General features: G+C 42.9%; 14 protein-coding genes. 7 read left to right on the top strand and 7 right to left on the bottom strand.

Annotation, left to right across the window (positions count from 1 at the left end; genetic code table 11):
- Positions 1–11: 11 nt before the first annotated feature.
- Positions 12–2294 (top strand): catalase/peroxidase HPI, encoded by a 2283-nt coding sequence (gene katG, locus K7X70_RS09300; RefSeq protein WP_222536795.1) that lies wholly within the window; start codon positions 12–14, stop codon positions 2292–2294.
- Positions 2295–2463: 169 nt separating this feature from the next.
- On the opposite strand, the gene K7X70_RS09305 is transcribed toward katG, so the two are convergent.
- Both K7X70_RS09305 and K7X70_RS09310 read right to left on the bottom strand, forming a co-directional pair.
- Positions 2464–3279, bottom strand: a complete 816-nt coding sequence (locus K7X70_RS09305; RefSeq protein ID WP_222536796.1) for a DNA alkylation repair protein — start codon at positions 3277–3279, stop codon at positions 2464–2466.
- Positions 3272–3628: a YybH family protein gene (locus K7X70_RS09310; RefSeq protein ID WP_222536797.1), complete on the bottom strand. Its 357-nt coding sequence runs from the start codon at positions 3626–3628 to the stop codon at positions 3272–3274. The genes K7X70_RS09305 and K7X70_RS09310 overlap by 8 nt, the downstream gene beginning before the upstream one ends.
- Before the next feature lie 100 nt (positions 3629–3728).
- On the opposite strand from K7X70_RS09310, the gene K7X70_RS09315 reads away from it, so the two are divergent.
- Both K7X70_RS09315 and K7X70_RS09320 read left to right on the top strand, forming a co-directional pair.
- Complete coding sequence (locus tag K7X70_RS09315) at positions 3729–4064, top strand: winged helix-turn-helix transcriptional regulator (protein ID WP_222536798.1); 336 nt, start codon at positions 3729–3731, stop codon at positions 4062–4064.
- Between the two features lie 23 nt (positions 4065–4087).
- Positions 4088–4930: an XAC2610-related protein gene (locus tag K7X70_RS09320; protein WP_222536799.1), complete on the top strand. Its 843-nt coding sequence runs from the start codon at positions 4088–4090 to the stop codon at positions 4928–4930.
- 54 nt (positions 4931–4984) lie between these two features.
- Here K7X70_RS09320 and K7X70_RS09325 read toward each other — a convergent pair whose 3' ends face one another.
- Positions 4985–5668 carry a phosphonatase-like hydrolase gene (locus tag K7X70_RS09325; protein WP_222536800.1) on the bottom strand — a complete coding sequence of 228 codons (684 nt, stop codon included), beginning with the start codon at positions 5666–5668 and terminating at the stop codon, positions 4985–4987.
- A 485-nt stretch (positions 5669–6153) separates the two neighbouring features.
- Between K7X70_RS09325 and K7X70_RS09330 the strand changes: the two genes are divergently transcribed.
- The 3 genes from K7X70_RS09330 (at position 6154) to K7X70_RS09340 (ending at position 9055) form a co-directional block, all read left to right on the top strand.
- A complete protein-coding gene (locus K7X70_RS09330; protein WP_222536801.1) occupies positions 6154–7335 on the top strand; it encodes a GAF domain-containing sensor histidine kinase in 1182 nt (393 codons plus the stop codon).
- An 89-nt stretch (positions 7336–7424) separates the two neighbouring features.
- A complete protein-coding gene (locus K7X70_RS09335; protein WP_255607030.1) occupies positions 7425–8441 on the top strand; it encodes an NAD-dependent epimerase/dehydratase family protein in 1017 nt (338 codons plus the stop codon).
- A gap of 101 nt (positions 8442–8542) precedes the next feature.
- Complete coding sequence (locus K7X70_RS09340; RefSeq protein ID WP_255607031.1) at positions 8543–9055, top strand: Crp/Fnr family transcriptional regulator; 513 nt, start codon at positions 8543–8545, stop codon at positions 9053–9055.
- A gap of 157 nt (positions 9056–9212) precedes the next feature.
- Here the strand turns inward: K7X70_RS09340 and K7X70_RS09345 are convergent, their stop codons facing one another.
- Positions 9213–10424, bottom strand: a complete 1212-nt coding sequence (locus K7X70_RS09345; protein ID WP_222536803.1) for a purple acid phosphatase family protein — start codon at positions 10422–10424, stop codon at positions 9213–9215.
- A 341-nt stretch (positions 10425–10765) separates the two neighbouring features.
- On the opposite strand from K7X70_RS09345, the gene K7X70_RS09350 reads away from it, so the two are divergent.
- Positions 10766–11314: a type 1 glutamine amidotransferase domain-containing protein gene (locus K7X70_RS09350; RefSeq protein ID WP_222536804.1), complete on the top strand. Its 549-nt coding sequence runs from the start codon at positions 10766–10768 to the stop codon at positions 11312–11314.
- 24 nt (positions 11315–11338) lie between these two features.
- Here K7X70_RS09350 and K7X70_RS09355 read toward each other — a convergent pair whose 3' ends face one another.
- From K7X70_RS09355 to K7X70_RS09365, 3 genes are all read right to left on the bottom strand, one after another.
- The gene (locus K7X70_RS09355) at positions 11339–12595 is read right to left on the bottom strand and encodes a DUF2264 domain-containing protein (protein ID WP_222536805.1); all 1257 of its coding nucleotides are present in this window, start codon (positions 12593–12595) and stop codon (positions 11339–11341) included.
- Positions 12596–12613: 18 nt separating this feature from the next.
- Positions 12614–13978, bottom strand: coding sequence for a glycoside hydrolase family 88/105 protein (locus K7X70_RS09360; protein ID WP_222536806.1), 1365 nt, complete (start codon positions 13976–13978; stop codon positions 12614–12616).
- Positions 13979–14349: 371 nt separating this feature from the next.
- Positions 14350–14913, bottom strand: coding sequence for a gluconate 2-dehydrogenase subunit 3 family protein (locus tag K7X70_RS09365; RefSeq protein ID WP_222536807.1), 564 nt, complete (start codon positions 14911–14913; stop codon positions 14350–14352).
- Between the last annotated feature and the right edge of the window lie 3 nt (positions 14914–14916).

Genomic DNA, 14916 nt, shown 5'->3' on the forward strand with positions numbered 1-14916 from the left:
ACATTTTAAATATGGAAAACGAATCTAATGACATCAGTAAATGCCCCTTTCATAATGGCAGCTTGAAACACAATGTTGGTGGCGGCGGCACCAGGAACCAAGATTGGTGGCCAAATCAGTTAAAACTAAGTATCCTACGTCAGCACTCTTCCTTATCAAACCCTATGGGGGAAGATTTTGATTATGCCAAAGCTTTCAACAGCCTGGACCTCGCAGCAGTAAAAAAAGACCTTCATGCACTCATGACCGATTCTCAGGATTGGTGGCCTGCAGATTTTGGCCATTACGGTGGTTTATTCATCCGAATGGCCTGGCACAGTGCCGGAACCTATCGCGTAGGCGATGGACGTGGCGGTGCTGGTGCAGGACTGCAGCGCTTTGCACCACTTAACAGCTGGCCAGACAACGTGAGTCTGGATAAAGCACGCCGATTGTTATGGCCAATCAAACAAAAGTATGGCCGCAATATTTCCTGGGCCGATTTAATGATCCTTGCTGGTAACGTAGCGCTGGAATCCATGGGCTTTAAAACCTTCGGTTATGCCGGTGGACGTATTGATTTATGGGAAGCAGATGAATCTGTTTATTGGGGTTCTGAAACCAAATGGCTGGGTGGCGATATCAGATATGCACAAGGCTCAGAAGGTGTAACAGAAGATCATGGCGTGTTGGTTTCTGATGATGATACGGATGGTACAACCCACTCCCGTAAACTGGAAAAGCCATTGGCAGCAGTACAAATGGGATTGATCTATGTGAATCCAGAAGGCCCGGACGGCGATCCTAACCCGATAGCTTCCGCCAAAGACATTCGTGATACCTTTGGCCGAATGGCCATGAACGATGAAGAAACTGTAGCGTTAATCGCTGGTGGACATAGTTTTGGCAAAACACATGGTGCAGCACCTGCAGACAATGTAGGCAAAGAACCTGAAGCTGTAGACCTTGAAATGCAGGGCTTAGGCTGGGCCAACAGCTACCGTACAGGCAAAGGCCCGGATGCAATTACCAGTGGACTGGAGGTCATCTGGACCACCACGCCAACCCAATGGAGCAACAATTTCTTTGAAAACCTGTTTGGCTTTGAATGGGAATTAACCACCAGTCCGGCAGGTGCACACCAATGGGTGGCCAGGGATGCAGCAGCCATTATTCCTGATGCCTTTGATACCGAAAAAAAACACCGGCCCACCATGCTCACAACCGATCTTGCTTTAAGGTTTGATCCGGTATACGAGAAAATATCCCGCCGTTTCTTAGAAAACCCAGATGAGTTTGCAGATGCTTTCGCACGTGCATGGTATAAATTAACCCATCGTGATATGGGCCCCCGAGACCGTTACCTGGGCCCAGAAATACCACAGGAAGAATTGCTATGGCAAGACCCTATTCCTGCAGTTGACCACAAGCTAATCGATGAAAATGATGTAGCCGCATTGAAGGCAAAAATATTGGATACAGGTTTAAGCACTTCAGAATTGGTTTCTACGGCATGGGCTTCAGCTGCTACCTTCCGTGGCACTGACAAGCGCGGTGGTGCCAATGGCGCCCGGATTCGTCTGGCTCCGCAAAAAGACTGGCAGGTGAACCAACCGGCGCAACTGCAAAAAGTATTGAGCATCCTGGATAACATTCAACAGGGATTTAATAGCGCGCAGACTGATGGCAAAAAGGTTTCTCTGGCAGATTTAATCGTGCTTGCAGGTTCAGCAGCAGTTGAAAAAGCAGCTATAGATGCCGGTTATCCTACAACTGTTCCTTTTGCCGCTGGGCGGATGGATGCGACACAGGAACAAACAGATGTGGAATCATTTGGCTACCTGGAACCATTGGCAGATGGTTTCCGCAATTACCGTAAATCAAAAATCCCGGTATCCACAGAAGAGTTACTGATAGATAAAGCACATTTGTTGACACTGACTATCCCTGAATTAACCGTTCTTATAGGTGGTATGCGCGCCCTAAATACCAATTTTGACCAATCGAAACATGGTATCTTCAGCTCAAGACCAGGTATACTCAGCAATGATTTCTTCGTCAACTTACTCGATATGAACACGGTATGGAAAGCGATATCAGAAGACAAAGAAGTTTATGAAGGACGTGACCGTGCCAGCAACGAGGTAAAATGGACAGGATCTAGGGCAGACCTTGTTTTTGGATCTAATTCAGAACTGAGAGCCGTTGCGGAAGTATATGCAAGTGCAGATGCTCCGCGTAAATTTGTAACAGACTTTATTGCCGCCTGGACTAAAGTAATGAATCTGGATAGGTTTGACTTGAAAACAAAATAACAACATACCTTACAAAAGACTGTTTAAAATCCCTTATGAAGCTTGATTTCATAAGGGATTTTTCTTTTCACCAGAACTCAGCCTCGTCGACAGTCGCTATACCAGAGCCAACAATAAACAAACGCCACAAACAAATAAAACATTCCTAATACATTAAGAAAAAAAGCCATCAGAATTGAAAACTAATATTTCTGGTGGCACGTTTCACAATTTTCAGCGTGTGCTGACTCGGGCTGTCGGCCAACCATGATTTACACACATCAATGAGCCAATCAGGCCGACTTTTACCGGCATCATTCAACCAATTACCCACAGAGTGCTGCACATAAGCAGAGGGATCAGCTTTTAATGCTTCCAGTAATCCCATGGCCAATTCTGGCTGCGCTGTTAATACTTTGAGGTGCTTACACCATACGCCACGAGGTCGTGTCGCTTCTGTGGTAAAGCGTCGGATATTTTCATCCGCACTATTTGTCCAATCCATAAGAATGCAGATACTTTCCAACAAATGGTTTTCAATAGTTTCACGCATCGCCATCCAGGCAAGCTCCCGAACCCCAAAATGAGTGTCGGCTGCAAATGGAGAAATCGCTTTAAACTGCTCATTTATACTCAATTCATGATCCATTCCAACCATATAGACTGCCCAGCAGCGGACACTATCAGAGGGGTGATGGGCAAGGTATCCAAACAGCCGAGGCGCTTCAGCCTCTTTTATACCTGAAAGTAATGTTTTACTGATTTCCAGGACCCATGTTCTTACACTGGCATTCCGCAGTTTCCCCAACCGATTTTCACAAGCTTGCAGCAGAACCGGATAGTCAGACAGCACATTTTGAAGCAGCACCAGATGATCAACAGCAAGCCATTCTGTAAGATTCAGGCTTTCAATTGTTCCTTTATTCAATTCAATGAGCACTTCCGCCGGGATATCCTTAGATTTTGAAGCCCCTTTCCTACCGCAGCATACCTCACTTTTAGTCATTCCAAATGTCCTTTATGATATACCACTCTCCTTCCACATACTGCCAGACATACATATAAAATCCCCTTGCCAGCTGCTGATCTTCCGCATTCAGCAAAACATATTCACCAGCTTCAAAAGCATAATTCCCTGAAATCACCAAATCCTGAGTACTAAAACCTCCTTTACACACACCCAAATTAAAAACAGCATCAAAGAACTGCGCTATAGCTTCCCTGCTTTTAACGGTGACTTGTTTTGGAGGATAAAGTACCGCGTCAACGGTATATAATAATGAAAGTGCATGGCCATCCTGATGATGGATTGCCTGATTAAACTGGTCATTTCTCTGATTTATTTTTGTTCTCATTTGATGAATGTGATTTGAAATGCTAATTTCGGTCACTCATCTATGCAAAACAATAATGGACAAATTTGTCCCTGCCATTTTGTGAAATCACCTGTTGCTTATGAAAACAAAACTCCGCATCACAGAGAATAAAATTTGTCCATTAGAACATGCAGTCAATACCATCAGTGGTAAATGGAAAATCCCAATTGTATGGCACCTCCATCAGGGTGTAAAAAGACCTGCAGATTTTTTTCTGCACATCGCGGATATGAACAGAAGAGTGCTCACAAGACAGCTGAAAGAATTAGAAGAAAGTGGCATCATCTTCAAGACCATCATTAAACAAAAACCACTGGAAGTAGAATATCAGTTAACCAGCTCAGGCAATCAACTGGTAGCGGCGCTTTGGAACCTGAACAACTGGGGTATTGAGTTACTGAAACCAGCAACCTGATTAGATCAAACAGACCGCAAACCATGAAAAGAATCCTAGTAATTACATTCCTGATGCTCAGTATAAATTCCTTATATGCACAGCCTTTCACTGTTAAATCGGTAGGTCTGGCCAAGCCCTTTCGCTTCCAGATTTACTACGGCGCAATGGGAAAAGGCGCTTTTGTACAATATGCCGGTCAGAAAGGCATCATCCCATTACGGATAAAAAGCCGTAGTGTAGACAGTACTGAGCGTAAGAATGGCCAGCCGGATATGACCACTTACGTATGGGATGAGGTGATTGACGGCCAGGTTACCGGTAGCTATGGATTGGTAGAGGGCTTGCGGAATCTGGACGACATCTGGTATGTGAGAAAGAAAGATGGCAAGCGCTTTTCGATGGAATACCTCAGACAAGAAACAGGCGAATACGACGGGGAAAACAAATACCTATTGCATGAAGCTCTAATTTCCTTCAATTATATGAACCACCACCGGCTCCGTATTGTTTATCCTGACGGGCAAAAAAAGGCATTCGAATTACCGGATTTTGACTCTCCGAGTTCTGTCAGGAACAGCTACATTGCCGATTACAATTTTGATGGCTATGATGACATTGCCTTTTCCATCCCAGATGCTGGCATGGGGGTTTACCGGACTTTCAGCATATACCTTTATCAGCCGGCTAAAAAACGTTTTGAAAAGTTGGCCGAGTCCAGTGATTCCAGGCTTAAATGCTCCGGGCTGAACAATGTTTCCATTGATAAAAATAAAAAGCTGCTGTACAGTTCTTGTCGCGGTGGTGCCAGGTGGTGGAAAGATGTGTACCGTTTTGAATCTGGCAACAAGTTAGTCTGGATAAAATCCACTGAAGTAAAAGAGTAAAATCCTGAAAAGGCATAAGGGAGGATGCTGATTCATCACCGCATCCCCATCCTATTAATCAATTAATGGCAATAGTTCTATCAGGTTATGGATGATCTGATCAGGTTTAGCGGTTTGCAACTGAGCAGCGGTATGTGCACCTGTGGTAATACCGATACTCAATCCGCAGCCTGCATTCTGTCCTTCTTCTATATCAATTGTAGAATCTCCAACTTTAACTACACTGCCCCGGTCTGTAATATCGAAACGTTTCATTGCAAAATCAATCATATCAGGATCAGGTCTGTTACTAGGTACGTCTGAAGCCGTCACTAAGGCATCAAAATCTACTCCTTCTTTCCATCCCAGCTTTTCAATGATGGAGCTTGCAGTAGGCCTGTCGTAACCTGTGTTGAGCACAGCCAGAATGTTTCTCTCTTTTAATGCCGAAAATACTTCGATGGCATTGGGCTGAGGCAATATTTCTTCTTTCGCGTAAGCATCGGTCAGGCTGATGATAAATTCTTCATAAATCTTTGTGGTAAGCGCTTCATCTGTGATTCCACCATAAGTAGAAAGTACAGAACGAATGGCTTGTCTTTTTTCTTTACCTGCTCCCTGAGCCAGTACTTCATCCAAACTAAATTCGAAACCAGCATTGTTAATGGCATTTCTGAGCGTCTTATAAACCAGGTTATCTTCATTCACTGTAGTTCCTGCCATATCAAAAACCACCATTGCTATTTTATTCTTTTTCATATCAATTTGCTAAACATTGTTTAATTAAGCTAATGCCTAATACAGTAAATGTTTAGCAAAACTAAACTTTGTTTATAAACAATAGTTGGATCTTATATTAAGTTTTTGTTAATTCTTGATGACATTAAACACCCTTCATGGTGGGGGAAGATCGGGTTCAGGAGTTTTTAGGTAGCAGCTATAGCTCTGGTCGTGAATCTGCTTTGAGATTATGATCTTTTTATTGCCTACCCAAACTACCCTGTGGCCACTGAGCTTTTTGCTGCTTTAACAAAGGAGGTCCAGCAATCTTCTATTGGCGCATCGATTACGAAATGGCAAAATCGTTCATTTGTCAGATTTTAAAGGTAAATATGTGCTGAGAAAAGATAAAAGTACCATGACAAGGGCTTTGAAATCATTGGCATCTCACTGGATTACAGTCGTTTTTTTTTTAAGTATTTTTACGAGGAGTTTTTCCGCTAATTTTTATAGAAATTAATAACATGGTAAATCATACACTTTCATTAGACATACAAAAAGATATCCAGGATATTGCAAATATCTCCGTTATCCCAAGAATATTGGAAGTGATCTGTAAAACAACCGGTATGGGTTTTGCCGCTGTAGCCAGAGTGACAGATCAGAAATGGATTGCCTGCAGTGTAAGAGATGAGATCAACTTTGGTATACTGCCAGGTGGAGAACTAGAGTTAGAAACCACGATCTGCCATGAAATCCGTCAAAGCGGTCATGGAGTAATTATTGACCATGTAGCCGAAGATCCGCTTTTCTTGAATCACCATACTCCACTGCGGTATGGTTTTCAAAGCTATATTTCGATGCCAATTTACCGCAAAGACGGTACTTTCTTTGGTACATTATGTGCGATTGACCCCAGACCAGCGAGGTTAAAAGAATTTCAGGTGGTGGAGATGTTCAAATTATACAGTGACCTAATTTCTTTTCATTTACACAGTCTGGATCGGGTTGACCTTGCCGAATCACAGCTAAAAGAAGAGCGTCAGGCCCTAAAATTAAGGGAACAATTCATTGCTATTTTAGGCCATGATTTACGCAATCCTCTCGGTGCGGTTTCCACCAGTGCTCAGATGATTTTAAGACAGCCTCTTGATGATAAAACCAGAAAGCTTGCGGAGATTGTAAAAAACAGTTCCTTTAGAATGAAAGAACTGATTGAAAATGTGTTGGATTTTGCCCGGGCAGATCAAGGTTCAGGTATTGCTTTAAATATTCAGGAAAATCAACCGATCAGCGAATTGCTCCAGGAGGTGATTACTGAGCTTCAGGCCATTTATCCGGACAGAAGAATAGATTTTGAAGAAGATTTAGCCTTTGCTGTTAAATGTGATGGCAGTCGTATTGCACAATTATTTTCAAATTTACTGGGTAATGCCTTAACTCATGGAGATAAAAATGGAGTGATTAAAGTTCATGCCGTTAGCGGCGCTGATTCCTTCCAGCTTTCAGTGAGCAATGAGGGTAAGCCGATATCGGATGAACGAATTGCCAATTTATTTCAACCCTATGTTAGAGGAGAAGGAAAAAATGGTACAGAAGGGTTAGGACTAGGACTGTATATCTGTTCGGAAATTGCAAAAGCCCATGGTGGGAAGCTAGTGGTCAGTTCTGACGACAAAGAAACCTGTTTCAGGTTAATACTTTAAAACTTTCTGGTTGGGGCTGATATTCCTAACAAATGTCAAGTGTTTTTGGGAGCCGCTAAAGGAACTTTGTGTCATCAATATATATCAACATGATGACTACAAAAAAATTAGCAATGGTTTCCGGAGCAAACGGACATTTAGGAAACAATCTGGTGAGGTTCCTTATTGACAAAGGAGTTCCGGTGAGGGCCTCCGTTCGCAACCTTAGCAATAAAACTCCTTTTGCCGGACTGGATGTAGAGGTAGTTCAAGCGGACATTACAGACAAAGCTTCATTTGTAAAGGCGCTGCAGGGAGTAGAAACCTTTTATGCCGTTGGCGCTGCATTCAAGTTATGGGCAAAAGATCCTAAAAAGGAAATCTACGATGTCAATATGGAGGGCACCAGAAACACCATTGAAGCTGCTGCAGAAGCAGGTGTAAAACGAATTGTCTATGTAAGTTCTATCGCCGCATTGGACTACACAAAAATACCCACCAAAGAAAGCTATGGTTACAATCCTGACCGCCGGGAAAGTTATTACAACTCAAAAAATGATGGTGAACGACTGGCCTTCCAAATGGCTAAAACGCTCGGCATAGAATTGGTTTCTGTAATGCCTGCTGCAATGATTGGCGGCGAAGCTTTTTTGCCACTAAATGTCTCTTACAACATCCTTAAGCTTATACTGAACAAAGAAATTCCGATAGACACGAAAATTACGCTGAACTGGATCGATGTAAAAGATGTGGCAGAAGGCTGTTGGCTGGCTGCAGAAAAAGGACGGGATGCTGAGCGATACATCCTGGCAAATGAGCAATGTATGACCATTACTGAAACTACGCAACTGGCCCGTAAACTTTACCCGGAGTTGAAACTTCAAGTTCCTGGTACTGTGCCTAAATTCCTATTGTTTACGATTGCCGGAATCATGGAGTTTTCCGCTAGAATGAGCGGTCGGACTCCCGTAATCACCAGGAATAACATTTCGATGTTTTCAGGCTTACAGCAGGATTTTGACATCAGCAAAGCCAGGCAAGAGCTGGGTTTTAACCCGAAAGCGCCTGAGCAGGCAGTCCGGGAAGCATTAGCTTACTTAATGACGCATACTGCGCTATTGAAATAGTTATTGTAATTTCAACGATCAAATTATTCTCATTTATGCTGCAGCAACAATTAATTGATTTTTTCAAATCCAGACATCCCCTGTCAAAAGCTGATAAGGATTTGATAATACAATATTTTGAACCGGTCCTCTATCCCAAAAACCGCATCCTTGAAGAAGAAGGAAAAGTACCAAAGTATCTTTATTATATTGTTTCTGGCTACCTTCGACTGTTCCATTATAATGAAAATGGCGATGAGGTGACCACACATATTAATTGTCCGCCGGGATTTTTCACCTCTTATTTCAATTTTATAAATGAGTGTAAATCGCCTGAAAATGTAGAATGTATTACTGAATGTGAACTGCTGCGAATTACTAAGGCCGACCTGGAAATGCTGACCAAAAAAAACATGGCCATGAAAGATTTCAGCATTGAAGTACTTCAGGAAGCCATTATTTACAATGAAAAAAGGTCTGTGGAATTAGCCAGTCTGACTGCGGAACAGCGTTACCTGAAGCTGATTGAAAACTACCCAGGAATTCTGCACAATGTTCCAATTACTTATATCGCTTCTTTTCTTGGAATGAAGCCCGAAAGTCTCAGCCGTATCCGAAGAAAATTGATGTCTTGAAATAACGGAATAAATGCAGCGAGGAAAACAGAATGCAGCAAAGAAAACGGAATAACAGACGAATTAGACTGTGCTGTAGAATCAATCATTGCGCTAAAAATTCCTGAAAGAATTTTAGCGCAATGATTTAATTGTTTTAATATTTCAGATTTAACTTTTATCGTTTCGCAACTAAATAACTTCCCACCTCTTTGCCGGAATCATCTAGCATACTGACCTGAATCTGCTTTTTTGTCGCTTTAATTTTAGTCAAAGTTCTGTTGCCATCCTTAGGTCCTCCCCCAATAATAATCGGGTAATTATTCAGGCTTTTAGCTGGCGGGTGGATTTTATACCTATGCGTATGTCCGCTTAAAACCAGGTCGACTTTTCCGCGGTTCATGAGGGGTTCAAATAGTTTTGTACAATGAGCAGCGCCATGTTCCTCACCAGAATAACGCGGAGGGATGTGCATCATCACCACACGAAAGGCTGCGTTTTTAAACTCCTTGCGGCTAATTTCCTGTTCCAGCCATACTGCCTGCTGTTCTCTGTATTGATCGAAATCCACAATCCCGGCGTATACAGGATGTGAATCGTCTTTGTCTTCACCGGTATCCAGGATCACAAACCGAACTGGTCCCAATGTAAATGCCGTATTCCCTACATGGTCAAAATAGGCAGCAAAATCACGTGCAAACTTACCCCTGGTTTCATGATTTCCGCGTACATAAACAAAAGGGGTGTTTTTTGCAAAGTAGTCTACACAAGGCTGCAGCATATTATTTACGATCTGTTTTTCATCCGATTGGTAATCGAAAACATCACCGTTGAAGAAGACAAAATCACGCTGATTTCCTTTATCCAGTTCCAAAAGATGGGCGATAGATTTAGGCCGGTCATGAATGTCATTGATCATCACAAAAGAAACTTCTGCTTTCGCAGGATCTGTATTTAAGAAGCTTTCCGTATTCCCGGAAATGGTAGCTCCATAGGTTAATTTATACGGTTGAAAATCTTTGATTTCCTTAGAAACAACCTTATAATGGTAGGTCGTACCAGGTTTCAGATGCTCCAGTTTAACACAGTTTAAGCGTCCTGCAGGTTTAAACCCCATCTCACTTTTGCCATAAGCTTTTTTATCGAGCTGCTCTGGCGATTCACCGTATTCTACCCAACTGGAACTGTCTTTACTGGTGATCCACAAGATGGTGATACTATTGCCAAAATTAGTCTGCAGATAAGGGCCGGTAATGATTTTAAAGTCTTCCTCGAGAGGAGTCTGTGGACTTGAAATTGCCTGCTCTGGTTTTAATATGGCCAGCCCCCCAAGCACAAGCCCTCCTTTCAGAAAGCTTCTTCTGTTTTCCTTCAATAAATTCTGTTTCATGCGGTTTTATTTGGTTCATCGCAATGCTAATTATAAATAACTGCGATTACAAACATTTTGTAACGCAACCGTTTGCGCATATTTATGGAAGATTTGCTAAGCCCTGGCAGCCTGCATTCCGGGCAGGCTTAAGTGCCTAATGCCTTTCACACTGATATTGATGATCACCTCATTAGATCATTTCTGTGCCCTACATCGGCCATACTTTACTTCAGCAAATACAGCCAGGCTAAGAAATTGTTTCTTCTAATCTGCGGAGCGCTGCGACAGGCGGGATAAAAACATATACCAGATTGACTTGTTTTAGTTAGCATAGATTTTCAATATAAAAAAGCAACACTATGGGACAATTAAATAATAAAACGATTGCCGTTTTATCGGAAAGTGGTTTTGAAGAAACAGAGTTGACCAGCCCGGTTCAAAGGTTAAAAGAAGAAGGGGCCACTGTTCGGATTATCTCTTCCAAGCCGGGTAAGATAAGGGCGATGAAGGGCGATCAGGAATGGACGATTGAGGTGGATGTTGATCAAACCATTACGGAAGCCAATTCGGATGATTATGATGGATTGCTTATTCCTGGAGGGGTATTGAATCCTGATTCTTTACGAAAGAATGAAGATGCGATTGCCTTTGTAAGGGCATTTTTTAGCGCTGGAAAACCGGTAGCTGCCATTTGTCATGGGCCACAGGTGCTGATAACTGCCGAGGTTGTAGCCGGCAGAAAGTTAACTTCCACAAAAACAATTAAAATTGACCTGGTGAATGCAGGTGCAGATTGGCATGACGAGGAAGTCGTTGTTGATCAGGGCCTGGTAACCAGCCGTAGTCCAGCCGATCTTCCTGCTTTTAACAAGAAGATCGTCGAAGAGTTTGCTGGTTTTGCTCAATAGCACATTTTGGTTGGCTATGCGATTTTAATATTCTACATGATAATCTTTTTTGAATGCCTGTCCAGACCATGCTTTTTTAGCCGTCCAATCCGCTGCTGGAGCCGTCCAGAATTCATTGTCGGCTGGTAATCCTAGAGGCAAAAAGCCAAGTGTTGCCATGTACAAACTCCCAGTTGAGGTGTAACTATCGGCAATACCTGGCTGCGAGCCACAGAAACCCAATACTAACCAACCGACTTTATCAAAGTTATCACATTGCTCAAACATGCGGTGCATCACTGCGGTAAGACCAGATCTCACTTGTGCAGGGCTGATTTGTGTGGGTAATTTATCCATCAAAGCGACCTGACCTAGGGCCTGAAACGCAGCGGTACGGTAAGTGACAGACCTGCCCATTGCTGGATACGTCCCATCTGGCCCAATGATCCGCTCTGAAAACTCTGAATAGCGAACCATGCGTTTTACCGCAGTATCATACATCTCTGTAGTAATTCTTTTCTTATCTGATAATACTTTGAAAAAATCAACCAGCATGGGGTGGATCACATAGGAGTTGTAGTAATCGATACTTAAGCTGGGGCCATCGCTGTACCAGCCATCTCCCTGATACCATTCCAGGATTTTCCTTTTTGCGAAATCCAGTCGTGCGGGATCGGGTTGTTCGCCAATACTCAGCAGGAAAGCCTCATTGATTCCAGCAAAAAGCAACCAGTTGTTATAAGCGCCTGTGCGTGTTCTTAAAGCTTTAAATTCCTCGGCAATTCTCGACTTCGTTAGGGCATCTAATGGTTCCCACAATGCTTTTGGTGCTCTCAGAAATGCCTGAGCCATATAAGCCGCATCTACAATCGGCTGGCTCTCCGTTCTAAAATTCAGGTAGTCAGGATTTGCCGGATCTACGGCATTTGCAATGCCTTTTAGTAATGCCAAACGCAGTTTCTTACGCATCAGACCTTCCTTTGTCTCCTCATCAGGCAAAGCGAGCCATGGCGCTACCCCTGCCATGGTGCGGCCGACAGCTTCCAGGTAAGTTACTTTTTTAAAGAAATCTGTGCTTTGGCCAGGAGGTACTTCTACCGGCATATTTTTTTTCAAAGTACCATCCGCGAGATTTAAGATCACGGGTGAGGATATTTTATACAGGAGTTCTGCCCAATATTGACGGTCCTGAGCGCCAGTTGTCACGTGGTTTTGTTTCGTTTTTTTTGAGGATTGCGCCTGAACAAAAGGACTAGCCATAAGAATGGCCACCATCAAAAACATGCTTTTAAGTTTATTCATTAATCAAGGTCTTTAGGGTTATTTAGCACTAATTTGAAAATATCTACTCGTTCCACTGGAAAGGTCTACGCTAAAACGCAATGCCTGCGGAACCTCATTTACTGAAGTAATTACCACAGGGATAAATTCGCCTGTTGCCCCATCTCTAACTAATATTTTTTTTGGTTTCTTTTTCTTAACCTTCTTAGCGAGATCAGACCAGTTCAATGCGACCTCCATTTTTTTTGCTGCTGCAGTTCCATTGTAAACTTCTTTAATGAATACCTTTTCTTTATGGTTTAGGTACAAAGGCAGCATTTCGCTCCCGGCTAGCAGGAAAGCCCCAACGCCATATACATCCGTATCGTCATAGCCTACTTTATCAGGTGCAGCACCTTGTGCCTGTACATAGCCTAATTTCCCATCTGGATGTACTGCAGTAGTCATCGCTAACCATGCTTTGTTCAGCACTGGCAGGTATTTTTTGTCTGCAAGCAAGTGGTTGTTGACGCCCCAGGCCATCGCATAACAAATGAAACCGGTACCACTGGTTTCTTTAGATGGGTAGCTTTCAGGATCTAGCAAGCTCGCATGCCAACTCCCATCAGGCTGCTGCAAAGCGGCCAGCTTCTCCGACATGCTCACAAATAACTGCTCTAGATTTTTTCTTTCCGGATGGGTTGCAGGCATCACAGAAAGCACTCTAACCAGCCCTCCGATTACCCATCCATTGCCACGTCCCCAAAAAACCTTTTTTCCATTCTTTTCCTTTTTGCCAAAATACCTGCTGTCTCTGTAGTACAAATCTTCGTCTTTATCATAAAGATATTCCGTTGATTTATTCCATAACTGCAGGGCCTTATTGAGGTATTTAGGATCAGCAGTGGCTTCCGTTAAATAAGCCAATGCGGGTGGCCCCATAAACAAAGCGTCACACCAGGCCCACTCTCTTAAATGAATGCGGTTTTTCCATTCCAGACTTTCTGTATGCGGCAGCATGGTAATGGTATCTGCCAATGCCTTAAAATCAGCAATATATTTAGGGTCTTTATAAATGGTATACAATTGGGAATACAGCTGTCCGACACAATAGTCGTCTGCAAAATGGCGGTAATGCCCGACCTCCCATTTATTATCCTCTCCTATCTGAATCAATTTTCGGTAATAACGTTCATCGTTGGCCAGCTTGGCCCAGGCCATCATCCCGGTATACATAGCACCACTTGTCCAGTCTTTTTTAGGATTTTTCCATCCGGCTGTCTCCAGGTGCTTCCATTGCCAGTCGGCCACTTTTTTCATTTGATAGAAAATAGAGTCTCCTGATAATTTAGTTGTTTGACTCCTGGCAACCCCTGCACCTAACAGCAGGGGAATCAAGAGTATTAAAAATGTTTGTTTACGCATTGGTTTAATTTGGTGTTTGGTTGTTTTATTCTGCTGCTTAATGAAGCTAAAAAAATGTAATCGTTTTCATAAAGCCAGGCCTCAACGAACATACGCTTGCTTTTTTGCCATTATTTCAGTTCTATACCTAATATTACGTCAGGAAGGAGCTTAAAAAAAAGAATTTGCATACTGATATAGCGCAAACGTTTGCAGAATTTAACGACGTGTTTTCATTCCCTGCTTTCTATCCAATAATTCATCTATAGATCCTCCTGTAGAAGACAGATTAGGCTCACAAAACGGGGTCGTTTTGCTGAAAAGAAAAATATCCCTGGCCTTAAGTAATTTAGACCAGGGATATCTCAACGCAAACGTTTGTTTGGGTGTATTTAGGCCCAGGATTTATCCCCTTTTTTATAGGGAACACTCCCTTCAAACCGACCCGGTGCGGCCACATAACGCATGGCCTTTGTTACCCCCACTTCAGAAGTAAAATATCCAAAGAAAGCCAGCTGCTTCATCATCGTAAAATAATGAGAAGGCAAATCTCCTTTGTTTACCTGGTAGTCTTTTGCTGCTTTATCCAATGCGAGCAACAGGGACAGGCGCTGCGCAGCGCTTGCTTTTAGAAAGTCTGTTCCATGCATTTTTTTGCAGGCTGCATCCAGCTGTGTAATCCCCTCCTTAAAAACTTTCTGGTCTTTTGCTTCATAGCAATCATCCACGATAACAGTCATGAATGCGCCAACTTTTGCCGCTTTTGCACCCGGACTCTTAGCCGTGTCAGGCAGTATCGTATCGGCTACTTCGTCTAAAAAGGACTGATCCTGCTCCGTAAATAAGCTTGGCCTTGCTGTTTTGTTAGGACTGCAGCCAGTCAGCAGCACATCAGCGCCAATCATTGCCCCACCCGTAAGCAAAGCGATCATTTTTAAAAGTTCTCTTCTATCCATAAA

The sequence above is a fragment of the Pedobacter polysacchareus genome (assembly GCF_019802255.1).
Lineage (GTDB): Bacteria > Bacteroidota > Bacteroidia > Sphingobacteriales > Sphingobacteriaceae > Pedobacter > Pedobacter polysacchareus.

Coding starts and splice junctions, on each gene's coding strand:
- katG (WP_222536795.1), top strand. CDS start 12: ATGGAAAACGAATCTAATGACATCAGTAAATGCCCCTTTCATAATGGC.
- K7X70_RS09305 (WP_222536796.1), bottom strand. CDS start 3,279: ATGACTAAAAGTGAGGTATGCTGCGGTAGGAAAGGGGCTTCAAAATCT.
- K7X70_RS09310 (WP_222536797.1), bottom strand. CDS start 3,628: ATGAGAACAAAAATAAATCAGAGAAATGACCAGTTTAATCAGGCAATC.
- K7X70_RS09315 (WP_222536798.1), top strand. CDS start 3,729: ATGAAAACAAAACTCCGCATCACAGAGAATAAAATTTGTCCATTAGAA.
- K7X70_RS09320 (WP_222536799.1), top strand. CDS start 4,088: ATGAAAAGAATCCTAGTAATTACATTCCTGATGCTCAGTATAAATTCC.
- K7X70_RS09325 (WP_222536800.1), bottom strand. CDS start 5,668: ATGAAAAAGAATAAAATAGCAATGGTGGTTTTTGATATGGCAGGAACT.
- K7X70_RS09330 (WP_222536801.1), top strand. CDS start 6,154: ATGGTAAATCATACACTTTCATTAGACATACAAAAAGATATCCAGGAT.
- K7X70_RS09335 (WP_255607030.1), top strand. CDS start 7,425: ATGATGACTACAAAAAAATTAGCAATGGTTTCCGGAGCAAACGGACAT.
- K7X70_RS09345 (WP_222536803.1), bottom strand. CDS start 10,424: ATGAAACAGAATTTATTGAAGGAAAACAGAAGAAGCTTTCTGAAAGGA.
- K7X70_RS09350 (WP_222536804.1), top strand. CDS start 10,766: ATGGGACAATTAAATAATAAAACGATTGCCGTTTTATCGGAAAGTGGT.
- K7X70_RS09355 (WP_222536805.1), bottom strand. CDS start 12,595: ATGAATAAACTTAAAAGCATGTTTTTGATGGTGGCCATTCTTATGGCT.
- K7X70_RS09360 (WP_222536806.1), bottom strand. CDS start 13,978: ATGCGTAAACAAACATTTTTAATACTCTTGATTCCCCTGCTGTTAGGT.
- K7X70_RS09365 (WP_222536807.1), bottom strand. CDS start 14,913: ATGGATAGAAGAGAACTTTTAAAAATGATCGCTTTGCTTACGGGTGGG.